The following is a 13361-nucleotide window of genomic DNA, read 5'->3' on the forward strand; positions in this document are numbered from 1 at the left end:
GGTCTCAACCCTCCAACTGACCGCCGGCCAGGGCGCAGAGGCGGGCGGAATCGAGGATGCGCACCTCCTTGCCTTCGGCCGCCAGCACCCCGCTCTGCTGGAAGCGGGTGAAGACGCGCGACACGGTTTCCACCGCCAGGCCGAGGAAGTTGCCGATCTCGTTGCGCGACATGCTCAGGCGGAATTGCTGGGCGGAGAAGCCGCGGGCATGGAAACGCGCGGAGAGATTGACCAGGAAGGTGGCGATGCGCTCGTCGGCGCTCTTCTTCGACAGGAGCACCATCATCTGCTGGTCATCGCGGATCTCCCGGCTCATCACCCGCAAGAGCTGGCGGCGCAGTTGCGGCAGCTGCTCGGAGAGTTCGTCCAGGCGCTCGAAGGGGATCTCGCAGACGGTGGTGGTCTCCAGCGCCCGGGCCGAGACCGGATAGCGCTCGGTGTCCATGCCCGACAGGCCGACCAGTTCGCTGGGCAGGTGGAAGCCGGTGATCTGCTCCTCGCCGGCATCGCTCAGGCTGCTGGTGCGCAGGGCGCCGGAGCGCACCGCATAGACCGAGCCGAAGGTATCGCCCTGGCGGAACAGGTGGTCACCCTTGGCCAGCGGCCGGCCGCGCTTGACGATCTGGTCGAGGGCGTCCAGGTCTTTCAGATCGAGCGACAGCGGCAGGCACAGCGAGGCGAGGCTGCAATCCTTGCAATGGGCCTGGGCGTTGCGCAGCTTGAGGGGCTCGGTCATGGGGGAGGGTCGCTTCTCGTCTGGTTCCAAAAGTCTAACTTTAGCAGTCGTGGCAGGCATGGGTCATATCACCCGGGAAAAGCGCTGATTGTCGTGGCCTGGCAGATAGCGGTCGAACAGCATGCACAGGGCGCGGATCAGCAGGCGGCCCGGCGCCAGCACCTGCAGGCCGCGCGCATCGAGGCGGATCAGGCCGTCGGCGGCCATGGCCTCGAGGTGCGGCCAGGCGTCGGCGAAGTACTGGCGGAAATCCAGCTCGCAGCTGCGCTCGATGGCGGCGAAATCCAGCTGGAAGTGGCAGATCAGCTGGGCGATCACCGCGCCGCGGATGCGGTCGTCCCGCGAACGGCGCAGGCCGCGGGCCACCGCCAGTTCGCCCTGACCCAGGCGGTCCTGGTAGCGGGCGAGATCGGGGGTGTTCTGGCAGAGCACCTCGCCCACCTGGCTGATGGCGGAGACGCCCAGGCCCAGCAGGTCGCAGTGACCGTGGGTGGTGTAGCCCTGGAAATTGCGCTGCAGGGTGCCGTCTTCCTGGGCGATGGCCAGGTCGTCGTCGGGCAGGGCGAAATGGTCCATGCCGATGTAGCGATAACCCGCGGCCAGCAACTGTTCCACGGTGCGCTGCAGCATCTCCAGCTTGGCCGCGGGGTCCGGCAGTTCGCTGGCTTCGATGCGCCGCTGCGGCGCGAAGCGCTGCGGCAGATGGGCGTAGTTGAACACCGAGAGGCGATGGGGCTGCAATTCCAGCACCCGCTCCACGGTGTGGGCGAAGCTGGCCGGGGTCTGCCGCGGCAGGCCGTAGATGAGGTCCAGGTTGATGGAGCGATAGTCGAGGGCGCGAGCGGCCTCCACCAGGGTGCGGGTGTCGTCGAAGGGCTGCAGGCGATTGATCGCCAGCTGCACCTGCAGGTCGAGGTCCTGGACGCCGAAGCTGACGCGGTTGAAACCCAGCTCGCGGAGCAGCCCCATGGTGCTCCAGTCGGCTTCGCGCGGATCGATCTCGATGGAGTAGTCGCCCCGGTCGCCGTCGGCCAGGGTGAAGTGCCGGCGCAGGTCGGCCATCAGCTCGCGCAGCTGCATGGGATTGAGAAAGGTCGGGGTGCCGCCGCCGAGGTGCAGCTGTTCCACCCGCTGCCCGCCGTCCAGGTGCCGGCTGGTGAGGATCATCTCTTGGCGCAGGGCCTGGAGGTAGGCGGCGCTGCGGCTGCGGTCCTTGGTGATGACCTTGTTGCAGGCGCAGTAGTAGCAGATGTTGGCGCAGAAGGGCACGTGCAGGTAGAGCGACAGCGGGCGTCCGGCCTGGCGACTCAGGCGCAGGGCGCCGAGCAGGTCGAAGGGACCGATGCCATCGTGGAATTGCACGGCGGTGGGGTAGGAGGTGTAGCGGGGGCCGGCGCGATCGTAGCGGGCGATGAGGTCGGCGTCCCAGACGAGAGCGGCTGTCATGCCGGGCTCCAATGGTTTCGAGGTGCCCAGTGTGAGGGGCGCGGCCTGCGCTTTATTGATCCAGATCAATGGATAGCCGGTTAAGCTTTGGCGTTTGGACGAGGAGTGGCCCATGGCAGACGAGTTGTACCTCGGCAGCTTTCGCGAATGCCGACCCGCGGGTCCGCCGCTGGCGACCCTGTTGCTGGCCCATGGGGCGGGGGCGGGGATGGACAGTCCCTTCATGGAGCAGCTGGCCGAGGCACTGGCGCGGCGCGACCTCCGCACCCTGAGATTCGACTTTCCCTACATGGCGCGGGCCCGCGCCGAAGGCCGGCGCCGCCCGCCGAATCCGGCGCCGGTCCTGCTGGAGCACTGGCGGGCCATGGTCGCCACCTGGCGCGCGGCGGAAAGCGGGCCGCTGTGGCTGGCGGGCAAGTCCATGGGCGGGCGGATGGCCAGTCTGCTGGCCGACGAACTGGGCGCGGCGGGGCTCGTCTGCCTGGGCTATCCCTTCCATCCGGCCGGCAAGCCGGAGCGGCTGCGCACCGAGCACCTGGCGACCCTGGCCACGCCGACGCTGATCGTCCAGGGCGAGCGGGATGCCCTGGGCACCCGCGCGGAGGTGGCCGGTTATGCCCTGGCGCCCACCATAGAGGTGCAGTGGATCGCCACCGCCGACCATGATCTCAAGCCGCTCAAGAGCAGCGGCCTGAGCCAGACCCAGGCGCTGGTGGAAACGGCGGCCTGGGTGGCGGCCTTCGTGCGGAGCAGCGGCTAGATCACCCGGAAGCCACTGGTGCCATCGCGCCGCAACTGCTCGACCAGGCCGAATTCCCAGTCCAGGTAGGCCTGCATGGCCGCGCGCGGGGCATCGGTGCCTTCATAGGGGCGCCGGTAGCGATCGCGCCGGGTCGACAGCAGCCGTGTTTCGCCGCCTTCCACCGGCAGACCGGCAGCCAACCAGGCCGCGGTACCGCCCTCCAGCAGCAGGACCGGCCGGTTTGTAACGGCCTGGACATCGACGGCGGCGAAGGCGGCCAGTTGGCCACTGCCGCAGGTGAAGACATAGCGCTCGGCCGGTGGCAGCGCTGCCGGCAGATCGGCGCGCAGCACCCAGGCGGCGCCCGGGATGTGTCTCTGGACATAGTTGGCGCTGGCGGTGACATCCACCACCAGGGTGCCGGGCTCCGCCAGCAATTCCTGCAGGCGCGTCACCGAGATGCGCTCCACCGGCCCGGGGACGGGGGCGGGCGGCTGCCAGGGACCGGTGGCGCTCAGGGCGTTGGCTGGGATGGCGTCGACCACCACCACCTCCCAGCCCATCTGCGCCAGCCAGGAGGCGCTCATGTTGGCGCGCACGCCGTCGTCGTCCACCAGGGCCAGGCGGGCACCGCGTACCGGGGCGCTGTGATCGGTCTCCTGGACCAACTGGCCACCCGGCGTCGAGCGGGCGCCGGGCAGGTGGCCGGTGGCGAATTCCTCGGGGGTGCGCACATCGATCAGGTAGTTCGTCCGCCTCGCCTCGGTGCGCCAGGCCGCCAGTTCGCCGAAGGCCAGCCGGGCGACACCGGCGCGATCGGCGACCTGACGCGCGCGGGTCGCGGCGATCGCCCGGGTCGCCGGACTCACCGCACCGAAGCGGCGTTGCTGGCCGTGCTCCAGGGTCTGGCCGGCCAGGGTCCAGCCGATGGTGCCGTTGCGCAGGGCGGCCACCGGATTGGGAATGCCGGCGTTGATCAGCGACTGGGCGCCGATCAGGCTGCGGGTCCGGCCGGCGCAGTTGACGATGACCCGGGTCCGCGGATCGGGTGCCAGCTCGGCGACCCGCAGCACCAGTTCGGCGCCCGGCACGCTGACGCCACCGGGAATGCTCATGGTCTGGTATTCCTCGAAGCGGCGTGCATCGAGGATCACCAGGTCGGCGTCCTGATCCAGCAGCGCCTTGACCTCCTCGGCGGGCAGCGAGGGGGTATGGCGGCGCGCTTCCACCAGTTCGCCAAAGGCCTTGCTCGGCACGTTGACGTCGATGAAGAGTTCGCCGCCGCTGGCGCGCCAGCCCGCCAGGCCGCCCTCGAGCAGGGCCACGTCGGTGTAGCCCAGGGCGTGCAGGCGTTCGGCCGCGCGTTCCGCCAGGCCTTCGCCATTGTCATAGAGGGTGATGGCCACATCGCGCCGCGGCAGCCGCGACCAGGCCTCCAGTTCCAGGCGCGATAGCGGCAGATTGGCGGCCCACAGCGGGTGGCCGGCAGCGAAGGGGTCTTCTTCGCGGACGTCGAGCAGGGCGACTTCGGTGCCGGCGAGGAGGGCCTGGCGGATGTCCTCGGCGGTGCGGATGGCGGTCATGGTGTGGCGGTCTCCTGGGACAGGTCCCACAGGTTGGGCAGCTGGCGATTGGTGTAGCCGGAGATGAAGGGCTTTTCCTGGCCATCGGCGGCAAAGACGGCGCGGCGCACGGCGCCGATGTTGCCGCCATAGACGTGGATGCTGATGGAGGTGCGGTCGGCATAGGCGTTGCTGACCTGGTGGATGTCGCCCACCTGCGGCGAGACCGCCTCCACCTGGCCCGGCTCCAGGCGCACGGGAGCGCCTTCCGGCAGCAGGCGGCCGGCGGGGTCGCGGGCGAACCCCTGGGCGGTCTCGGCGCCGCGCAGCATGCCGATCAGGCCCCAGGTGCGGTGGTCATGCACCGGCGTGGCCTGGCCCGGCCCCCAGACGAAACTCACCACCGAGAAGCGCTGGCGGGCATCGGCATAGAGCAGGTACTGGCTGTAGCGCTCGGGGCGGGGCAGGGCGCAGTCCTCGGGCAGCCAGTCGTCATGGCGGACCAGTTCGCCGAGCAGGGCGGCGCCGCGCTGCAGCAGCTGCGGCTCGGCAGGGTGTTCGTCGACCAGGGTGGCGAGGTCATGCAGGAACAGGCGCAGGCGGTCGAGCCTAGGGGTCATGGAGGGCTCCACGGATGAGACGGGTGGGCGATGACGGCCATTAAAGCAAGGCTGGCGCCCAGCACCTTAGATCGATTGGTTCTGTGCTGAAAACCATAATTCGCATATTTTTTCGCTTAGTTTATCCATTCTGTGCATATTAGGTTATGCGCAATCGATATTTCCGTCTCGGCGACTCCCAACGTTAGGTTCTAAGCAGACCAGGGCAACGCCCGTCGCCCTGGCGCCTCTTCTGCTTCTGGAGCCGCCGCATGACCGCCTTCCACAATGCCCTCGCCAGCGTCCGCGCCCAGGTGTCCGCCGCCGAATGGGAGGCGCGGGTCAAACTCGCCGCCGCCTATCGCCTGGCCGCCCGCGAACGCTGGACCGACCATATCTACACCCACTTCTCGCTGCGGGTGCCGGGCCCGGAGGCGCACTTCCTGATCAATCCCTTCGGCCAGACCTTCGACGAGATCACCGCTTCTTCGCTGGTGAAGGTGGACCTCGACGGCGAGATCGTCCTCGACCCCACCGGACTGGGCATCAACCCGGCTGGCTACGTGATCCACAGCGCCATCCACCGTGCCCAGCCGGAACTCCATGCGGTGCTGCACACCCACACGGTCGCGGGCATCGGCGTCTCCGCCCAGCGCGGCGGCCTGCTGATGCTTTCCCAGCACGCCATGAGGTTCTTCGGCCGCCTGGCCTATCACGGCTACGAGGGCGTGGCCCTGGATCTGGACGAGCAGAGCCGGCTGGTGGCCGACCTCGGGGCGCACCCGGCGATGATCCTCTGCAATCACGGCCTGCTCACCGTGGGCGCGAGTCTGGAAGAAGCCTTCTGGCACCTCTATTACCTGGAGCGCTCCTGCGCCGCGCAACTGGCGGCGCAGAGCGGTGGCGCCGAGCTGGTGATCGCCGCGGACGCCGTCGCGCAGAAGGTCAGCGACCTCATCCCCGGCAATCTGGCGCGCGGTGCCCATGTCCGTCACTGGGAGGCGGCGGTGCGCCAACTGGAGCGCCACGAGGGCCGGGAGTACGCGCAATGAAGCGATTGCTCGCCACGCTGGGCCTGGCGCTGCTGCTGGGGCAGGCCCAGGCGGCGCCGGATCTCTCCGGCGTGACCTTGGTGCTGGGCGACCAGGCTCGCGGTCTGCGCGCCATGATGGAAGCCGCCGGCACCCTCGAAGGCGCGCCCTACAACTATCGCTGGGCCAACTTCCAGGGCGCCGCGCCGCTGTTCGAGGCCCAGCGCGTCGGTGCGGTGGATACCTCCTATGCCGGTGACCTGCCGGTGCTGATGGCCGCGTCCGGCGGCGTACCGCTCAAGCTCATCGCCACCAATGTCGGCTACCCCCAGGCCAACGGCCTGCTGGTGCAGAAGGATTCACCGATCCGTTCGGTGAGGGATCTCAAGGGGCGCACCGTGGTGGTGTCCTCGGCCAAGGGCAGCATCTCCCAGCACCTGCTCTATGCCGCCTTGGAAGAGGCCGGGCTCAAGCGTGAGGACGTCACAGTCAAGTTCGTGCTGCCCACCGACGCCAGTGCCGCCTTCAATGCCGGGCAGATCGACGCCTGGGCGACCTTCGATCCCTATCTCGGCATCGCCGAGCAACACGGCGCCCGGCTGCTGCGCGATGGCCAGGGGCTGACCACCGCCCTGGGCTTTCTCACCGCCACCCCGGCGTCGCTGGAGGACCCGGCCAAGCGCGCCGCCATCGCCGATTTCGCCGGGCGCCTGGCCCAGGCACGGGCCTGGGCGGTCGCCCATCCGCAGGACTATGCGCGGGTCTATGCCGAGCTGACGCGCCTGCCGGAAGGCGCTGCGGTGGCCATTTCCACCCGCACCTCCCGTGGCCTGCGCCCGGTGCAGCCGGCGGACGTCGCCGCGGTGCAGCAGGTGGCCGATCTGTTCAGCGAACTCCAGGTGCTGCCCAAACCGGTCGACGTCGCCGCCCTGGCCGATGCCTCCGTCTTTACCCAGGAAGCCAAACCATGACCCTCATCCGCCGTACCCTGCTGGCGCTACCGCTGCTGCTCGCCGCCACCGCGGCCCTGGCCGCCGAGCCCCTGACCCTGCGCATCGCCGACCAGAAGGGCAACATGCGCGCCCAGCTGGAGGCCGCCGATGGCCTGCGCGACCTGCCGGGTTATCGCATCCAGTGGGCGGAATTTCCTGCCGCCGCGCCCCTGGCCGAGGCGCTCAATGCCGGCGCGGTGGACGCCGGCATCATCGGTGATGGGCCGCTGCTGTTCGCCCTGGCCGCTGGCGCGCCGGTTAAGGCCATCGCCGTGGACAAGTCCGATCCCTATGGCACGGCGGTGATCGTGCCGCGCGACTCGCCGCTGCGTAGCGCGGCCGATCTCAAGGGCAAGCGCATCGCCACCGGGCGTGGCTCCATCGGCCACTACATCGCCCTCAAGGCGCTGGACTCGGTGGGCCTGACCGCTCAGGACGTGAGCTTTCGCTTCCTCGGCCCGGTGGACGCCAAGATGGCCCTGGCTAATGGCTCGGTGGACGCCTGGGCGAGCTGGGAGCCCTACACCGCCCAGGCCGAGCAGGTCGATGGCGCCCGGGTGCTGGTCAGTGGTCGCGGGCTCTGGGCGGGCAACAGCTTCCTGGCGGCCACCGACACGGCCCTGGCCGATCCGGCCCGGCGCGCGGCGCTGCAGGACTACCTCGAGCGCCTGGCCGCCGCCCAGCGCTGGGGCTACGCCCACCTCGATGGCTATGCCAGGACCCTGGCGCAGATCATCGGCTTTCCCGAGGCGGTGGCGCGGCTGCAATTCGAGCGCCGCCAGCTGCACTGGGAGCCCATCGACCCGCAGGTGGTGGCCGACCAGCAGGCGGCGGCGGACTTCTACCACCGCAGCGGCCTGATTCCGCAGCGCCTGGAGGCCCGGGCAACCTTCGCCGAGGGATTCCGGGTAAGCAAGCCGGACGCGCCGCGGCAGGCCGCGCGGGAGTAGGGCGGGATGCAGGATGGTGTTGGGCTTCGCTGCGCTCAGCGCCAACCTACGGGCCGGGTGCCAGGTAGTGGGAGCAGGCTTCCATGGGGGCCTAGCGCCCACCTGCGCACCTTGGGCGCCCCCCTCCCTTTGGGAGAGGGTCGGGGTGAGGGAAAAACCACACCGCCACTCGACCTATCCATATAACCCATCCTTATTTCAAAAACGCTGAACAGCTTGAGTAGGCTATAAGCCACTTCCAAGGATGAGCGCACCCCGATGCCCCCACGTCTTCCCGTCACCCGTCGTCCCCTGGCCCTGGGGCTCGCCGCCAGCCTGCTCACCGGACTGGTCGCCGCACCCCAGGCAGCCCAGGCCGAGGGCATCCTGCGCATCTCTGAACAATTCGGCGTGTCCTATGTGATCCTGCATATGCTGCGTGACCAGCAACTGATCGAAAAGCACGGCAAGCAGGAGGGCGTCGACATCAAGGTCGACTGGATAAAGCTGTCCGGTGGCGCGGCCGTCAACGAGGCGGTGCTGTCGGGGGCGGTGGACGTCGGCTCCGCCGGGCTCGGGCCGCTGTTCACGCTCTGGGACCGCACCCATGGTCGGCAGAACGTCAAGGCCGTGGCCAGCTTGGGGGCCTTTCCCAACTACCTGGTCACCAACAATCCGCAGGTGAAGACCCTGGCCGACTTCACCGCCAAGGACCGCATCGCCGTGCCGGCGGTCAACGTCTCGGTGCAGTCGCGCTTCCTGCAGTACGCCGCCGCCCAGGCCTTTGGCGAGAAGAACTGGAATCGCCTGGATCCCCTGACGGTAGCGGTGCCGCATCCGGACGCCACCGCGGCGGTGATCTCCGGTGGTACCGAGATCAACAGCCACTTCGCCAATCCGCCGTTCCAGGAGCAGGAACTGGCCAGCGGCAAGGTGCACAAGGTGCTCAGTTCCTATGACGTGCTCGGTGGGGCCGTCTCGCCCAACCTGGTGTTCGTCACCGAGAAATTCCGCCGGGACAATCCCAAGACCTACAAGGCCTTCCGCGAGGCGCTGGTCGAGGCCGGACAGATCATCGAGAAGGACAAGGCCGCCGCCGCCCGTACCTACGTGAAGGTCGAGAATTCGCGCCTCGATCCGGCGCTGATCCAGCAGATCATCGAAAGCCCCGAGGTCAACTTCGACACGGCGCCGCAGAACACCCTGAAGCTGGCGGAATTCATGTACCGCATCGGGGCCATCCGCAACCAGCCCAGCAGCTGGCAGGACTATTTCTTCGTCGACGCGCCCGACCAGAAGGGCAGCTGATCCCCTTTCCCTTACGGGTTCCACCGGACCACCGGACGAGCCCTCGACATCTCGAGGTCTCCCATGGCTATTCCTCCACTTTTCCAGCGCCTCGGGCTGCTCCTGGCGAGCACCACCCTGGCGCTGTCCGCCCAGGCCGCCGAGCCGCAGAAGATCCGCCTCGGCATCAATGACAGTCCGCAGAACGCCGCCCTGGAGCGCGCCGCCGAGGTGGCGCGGGAACGGGGCGTGGAGGTGGAAATCGTCGCCTTCAGCGACTGGAACACGCCGAATCTGGCGCTCGCCCACGGCGACATCGACGTCAACTACTTCCAGCATCAACCCTTCCTGGAAAACGCCAACGCCCAGAACGGCTACGGCCTGGTGCCCATCGCCTATGGCGTGGAAAACAAGGTCGGTCTCTATTCCAAACGGGTGAAGAGTTTCGCCGAGGTGCCGGACGGCGCCACCGTGGCGGTGGCCGACGATCCGGTCAACCAGGGCCGCGGGCTGCACCTCTATGCCCGGGCCGGCCTGATCCAGCTCAAGCCCGGTACCGGGCCCAAGGCCAGCCTGCAGGACATCGTCGCCAATCCCCACCACCTGAAGTTCATCGAACTGCCCGGTCCGCAACTGGCGCGGGTGCTGGACGACGTGACCCTGGCGCAGAGCTATCCCTCGCACATCCTCGCCGCCGGCACCACGGATCCCAACAGCGCCCTGCTGTTCAGCGACGACGAGGCCAGCGGTCACCTCTATGCCCTGAGATTCGTGACCAGGCCGGACAAGGCCGATGACCCGGCGATCCGCACCTTCATCCAGGTGTTCCAGAACGATCCGCGGGTGCGCGAGGCCATCGCCCAGGCCTATGGCAATCCGCAGCTGTACAGCCTGGCCTGGCTGAACCGGCAGGAGGCCGCCCGATGAGCAGTGCACTACTCAGAACCGCACCGGCGCAACCGCCCGCCGAACCCCAGGCCGCTCCCGCGCGCGAGCATCTGCGCCTGAGCGGGGTGCAAAAGATCTACACCGGCGGCGCGCTGCCGGTGACCGCCCTGGCGGACATCGACCTCAGCATCGCCCGTGGCGAGATCTTCGGCATCATCGGTCGCAGTGGCGCCGGCAAGAGCAGCCTGATTCGCACCCTCAATCGCCTGGAAGACGTCAGCGCCGGCCAGGTCCTGGTCGATGGCGTCGACAACGGCACCCTGAAGGGGGATCGCCTGGTGGCGCTGCGGCGGCGCATCGGCATGATCTTCCAGCACTTCAATCTGCTGGCCTCGCAGACGGTGCTGGAGAATCTGGCCTTGCCGCTCAAGGCCGCCGGCTTTCGCCGCGACGAGATCGAAGCCCGCGCGCGGGAATTGCTCGAGCTGGTCGGGCTGCAGGGCAAGGAGCAGGTCTATCCCTCGCGGCTGTCCGGGGGCCAGAAGCAGCGGGTGGGCATCGCCCGCGCGCTGATGCTGAAGCCCGAGCTGCTGCTCTGCGACGAGGCCACCTCGGCGCTGGACCCGGAGACCACCCAGTCGATCCTGGCGCTGCTGCAGGACATCAATCGCCGCCTGGGGCTGAGCATCGTGCTCATCACCCACGAGATGGCGGTGATCCGCCAGATCTGCGACCGGGTGGTGGTGCTGGAGCATGGCCGCATCGTCGAACAGGGCCCGGTGTGGCAGCTGTTCGGCGCCCCTCAGGCCGAAGCCACCCGGGCGTTGCTGGCGCCCCTGGCGGCGCAGTTGCCGGCGGATCTGGCCCGGCGGCTCGGCGCCACCCGGCAACCGGGCGCCCGGGCGGTGCTGGAACTCAGCTACGACGGCCAGGGCGTGGAGCCCGACTTCCAGGCGCTGGGCCAGGCCCTCGGGGCACCGGTCGAACTGCTGCATGGCGGTATCGACCGTATCCAGGGCCACGCCCTGGGCCGCCTGCTGGTGGCGACCGCGGCACCGGAGCGGCGGCTGGCAGGCTTCCTGACCCAGGCCGGGTTGTTCGCCCGGGCGGAGGTGCTGGGCTATGTCTGACTTCATGCTCAAGGCGCTGTGGAAGGCCTTTCTCGATACCCTGACCATGGTCAGCGTATCGGCGGCCATCGTCTGGTTCGCCGGCATCGCCCTGGCAGTGGTGCTGGTCACCACCGGGCGCGGCGCCATCTTTGCCGCGCCCACCCTCAACCGGGTGCTGGGCACCCTGATCAACGCCTTTCGCGCCACGCCCTTCATCATCCTGCTGGTGGCCCTGATCCCGCTGACGCGGCTGATCACCGGGACCACCATCGGCGTCTGGGCGGCGGTGGTACCCATCACCCTCAGCGCCACGCCGTTCTTTGCCCGGATCGCCGAGGTCAGCCTGCGCGAGGTCGGCGGTGGGGTGATAGAAGCGGCCCAGGCGCTGGGCTGCGAGCGGCGCCACATCGTCTTCAACGTGCTCCTGCCGGAGGCGCTACCCGGCATCATCGGCGGCTTCACCGTGACCCTGGTGGCCATGATCGGCGCCTCGGCCATGGCCGGCGCCATAGGCGCGGGCGGGCTCGGCGACCTGGCGATCCGCTATGGCTACCAGCGCTACGACACCCAGGTGATGGCCGTGGTGATTGCCATCCTGGTGGTGCTGGTGTGCGGCATCCAGTTCATCGGCGACCGCTACGTGCGGCACCTGCGGGCACGCTAGTGTGGTGTTTCAGACGTTCGCGCAAGAGTTGGCGAGTGATTTTTGGCGGTTCGGCGTTCCGAGCTGGCTAGGCGCCGCGACGAGTCATAGCAGGGCTATGGCGAGGAGTGGGAACGCCGCCGGGGCCTAAAAAGCGCCGCCAAAATTGTGCAGATAACGTCTGAAACACCACACTAGCTGAGGCGCTCCAGGTAGGCCGGCAATTCCGGGTCGGGCAATACCGAGAGCACCTTGAGCCGCTGCAGGGTGCGATCGCGGCCGCGCAGGAGGTGATTGCGCAACTGGCTGGCCGCCGAGTCCGGACTGCCGACCAGCAGGGATTCCAGCACCAGGCGGTGCTCCACCAGCACCGCCTCGTCCAGCGGCGTGCCGAGCGACTGGTGGAAGATGCGCGAGACGTTCAGCGGACTCTGGCTGTGGGCGATCAGCTGGGCCAGCTTGCGATTGCGCAGGCCGGCGAGGCACCGCCCATGCAGATCCGCCTCGATGCGCTCCACCGCCGCCCAGGAGGTGGGGGCAGGGTGGGCGGCCAGTTGCTCCAGCCGTTCCAGCATCGCCAGCAACTCGCTGCGCGCCAGGCTCGGCGCGGTCTGCAACAGCGCCTCGGGTTCCAGCAGGGCGCGGATCTCGTAGTCGTCGCGGATGGCCTGGGCGGTGAGCGGACCGGCCAGCCACTGGCCATAGGGTTCCTTTTCCACCAGGCCGCGGTCGCGCAGGCGCATCAGGGCTTCGCGCACCACGGCGCGACTGACGCCCAGGTGGTCGGCCGCCCGCTGCTCGTCCAGCCGGAAATGGCCAAAGAGCAGGGCGTGGCTGACACAGGCGGCGATCTCGTCGCTGACGCGCTCGCCCAGGGAGCGCGTATCGATCAGTTCCTCGCTGCTGTCCAGCCCGAGCAATTGGCGGGTCAGTGGCTGGCGCTGCGGCTCGCCCGCGGTGCCGGCCGGATCGATCAGATAGCCGCGCCCCTCGAAGCGGCGGATCAGGCCTTCCTCCTGCAACAGCGTCAGCGCCTGGCGCACCGGCACCCGGCTGGTGCCGAACAGTTGCGCCAGCGGCGCCTCGACCAGCACCAGCCCTGGCGCCGCGCGACCGGCCAGGATGGCTTCGCGCAGCGCACTGCGAATCATCGCGTAGCGCGCGGCGGTACGACTGTCATCGAGGGGGGCGGGGACTGCTGCCGACATCGGGGACCTTCCGGAAACGAGATGAGAATTGTGGCACAGGCCCGTGGCCTTTCGCGCGTTACCGGCTGGGCCAGGTGCACGCACGGTAACGGGGCAGGCGTTACGGTTCTGCACAAAAATGGATCTATTTAATTTAAGTACATTTTATAGGGTGATACCGGGAAAAGGCCCAGGCGACCGCTAGCC

13 protein-coding genes are annotated in these 13361 nt (G+C 68.6%); 8 read left to right on the forward strand and 5 right to left on the reverse strand.

What is annotated here, in order from left to right; genetic code table 11:
- Positions 1-4: 4 nt before the first annotated feature.
- Positions 5-736, reverse strand: coding sequence for a fumarate/nitrate reduction transcriptional regulator Fnr (gene fnr / locus CFE50_RS16675; RefSeq protein ID WP_007162251.1), 732 nt, complete (start codon positions 734-736; stop codon positions 5-7).
- Between the two features lie 63 nt (positions 737-799).
- Positions 800-2182, reverse strand: a complete 1383-nt coding sequence (gene hemN, locus CFE50_RS16680) for an oxygen-independent coproporphyrinogen III oxidase (RefSeq protein WP_286735085.1) — start codon at positions 2180-2182, stop codon at positions 800-802.
- A gap of 112 nt (positions 2183-2294) precedes the next feature.
- On the opposite strand from hemN, the gene CFE50_RS16685 reads away from it, so the two are divergent.
- Complete coding sequence (locus tag CFE50_RS16685; protein WP_286735086.1) at positions 2295-2942, forward strand: alpha/beta family hydrolase; 648 nt, start codon at positions 2295-2297, stop codon at positions 2940-2942.
- Here the strand turns inward: CFE50_RS16685 and CFE50_RS16690 are convergent.
- Both CFE50_RS16690 and CFE50_RS16695 read right to left on the reverse strand, forming a co-directional pair.
- On the reverse strand, positions 2939-4507 hold the full coding sequence (locus tag CFE50_RS16690) for a rhodanese-related sulfurtransferase (protein WP_286735087.1): 1569 nt from the start codon (positions 4505-4507) through the stop codon (positions 2939-2941). The genes CFE50_RS16685 and CFE50_RS16690 overlap by 4 nt on opposite strands.
- Entirely contained in the window at positions 4504-5106 is a 603-nt protein-coding gene (locus CFE50_RS16695; protein ID WP_286735089.1) for a cysteine dioxygenase family protein, read from the reverse strand. Before CFE50_RS16695 ends, CFE50_RS16690 begins: the two co-directional genes overlap by 4 nt.
- A 251-nt stretch (positions 5107-5357) precedes the next feature.
- Between CFE50_RS16695 and CFE50_RS16700 the strand changes: the two genes are divergently transcribed.
- The 7 genes from CFE50_RS16700 (at position 5358) to CFE50_RS16730 (ending at position 11988) form a co-directional block, all read left to right on the forward strand.
- Complete coding sequence (locus CFE50_RS16700) at positions 5358-6137, forward strand: class II aldolase/adducin family protein (RefSeq protein WP_286735091.1); 780 nt, start codon at positions 5358-5360, stop codon at positions 6135-6137.
- Complete coding sequence (locus tag CFE50_RS16705) at positions 6134-7087, forward strand: ABC transporter substrate-binding protein (protein WP_286735092.1); 954 nt, start codon at positions 6134-6136, stop codon at positions 7085-7087. Before CFE50_RS16700 ends, CFE50_RS16705 begins: the two co-directional genes overlap by 4 nt.
- A gap of 5 nt (positions 7088-7092) precedes the next feature.
- Positions 7093-8058, forward strand: coding sequence for an ABC transporter substrate-binding protein (locus CFE50_RS16710; protein ID WP_286736295.1), 966 nt, complete (start codon positions 7093-7095; stop codon positions 8056-8058).
- Between the two features lie 258 nt (positions 8059-8316).
- A complete protein-coding gene (locus CFE50_RS16715; protein WP_286735094.1) occupies positions 8317-9345 on the forward strand; it encodes an ABC transporter substrate-binding protein in 1029 nt (342 codons plus the stop codon).
- 63 nt (positions 9346-9408) lie between these two features.
- The gene (locus CFE50_RS16720) at positions 9409-10251 is read left to right on the forward strand and encodes a MetQ/NlpA family ABC transporter substrate-binding protein (protein WP_241808329.1); all 843 of its coding nucleotides are present in this window, start codon (positions 9409-9411) and stop codon (positions 10249-10251) included.
- Positions 10248-11342 (forward strand): methionine ABC transporter ATP-binding protein, encoded by a 1095-nt coding sequence (locus CFE50_RS16725; protein ID WP_286735098.1) that lies wholly within the window; start codon positions 10248-10250, stop codon positions 11340-11342. Before CFE50_RS16720 ends, CFE50_RS16725 begins: the two co-directional genes overlap by 4 nt.
- Entirely contained in the window at positions 11335-11988 is a 654-nt protein-coding gene (locus tag CFE50_RS16730; RefSeq protein WP_044342295.1) for a methionine ABC transporter permease, read from the forward strand. The genes CFE50_RS16725 and CFE50_RS16730 overlap by 8 nt, the downstream gene beginning before the upstream one ends.
- 173 nt (positions 11989-12161) lie before the next feature.
- Here CFE50_RS16730 and CFE50_RS16735 read toward each other — a convergent pair whose 3' ends face one another.
- Positions 12162-13175 carry a GntR family transcriptional regulator gene (locus CFE50_RS16735; RefSeq protein ID WP_286735100.1) on the reverse strand — a complete coding sequence of 338 codons (1014 nt, stop codon included), beginning with the start codon at positions 13173-13175 and terminating at the stop codon, positions 12162-12164.
- Between the last annotated feature and the right edge of the window lie 186 nt (positions 13176-13361).

Source organism: Pseudomonas sp. PGPPP4, from assembly GCF_002256045.1.
In the GTDB taxonomy this organism is placed as follows: Bacteria; Pseudomonadota; Gammaproteobacteria; order Pseudomonadales; family Pseudomonadaceae; genus Chryseomonas; species Chryseomonas oryzihabitans.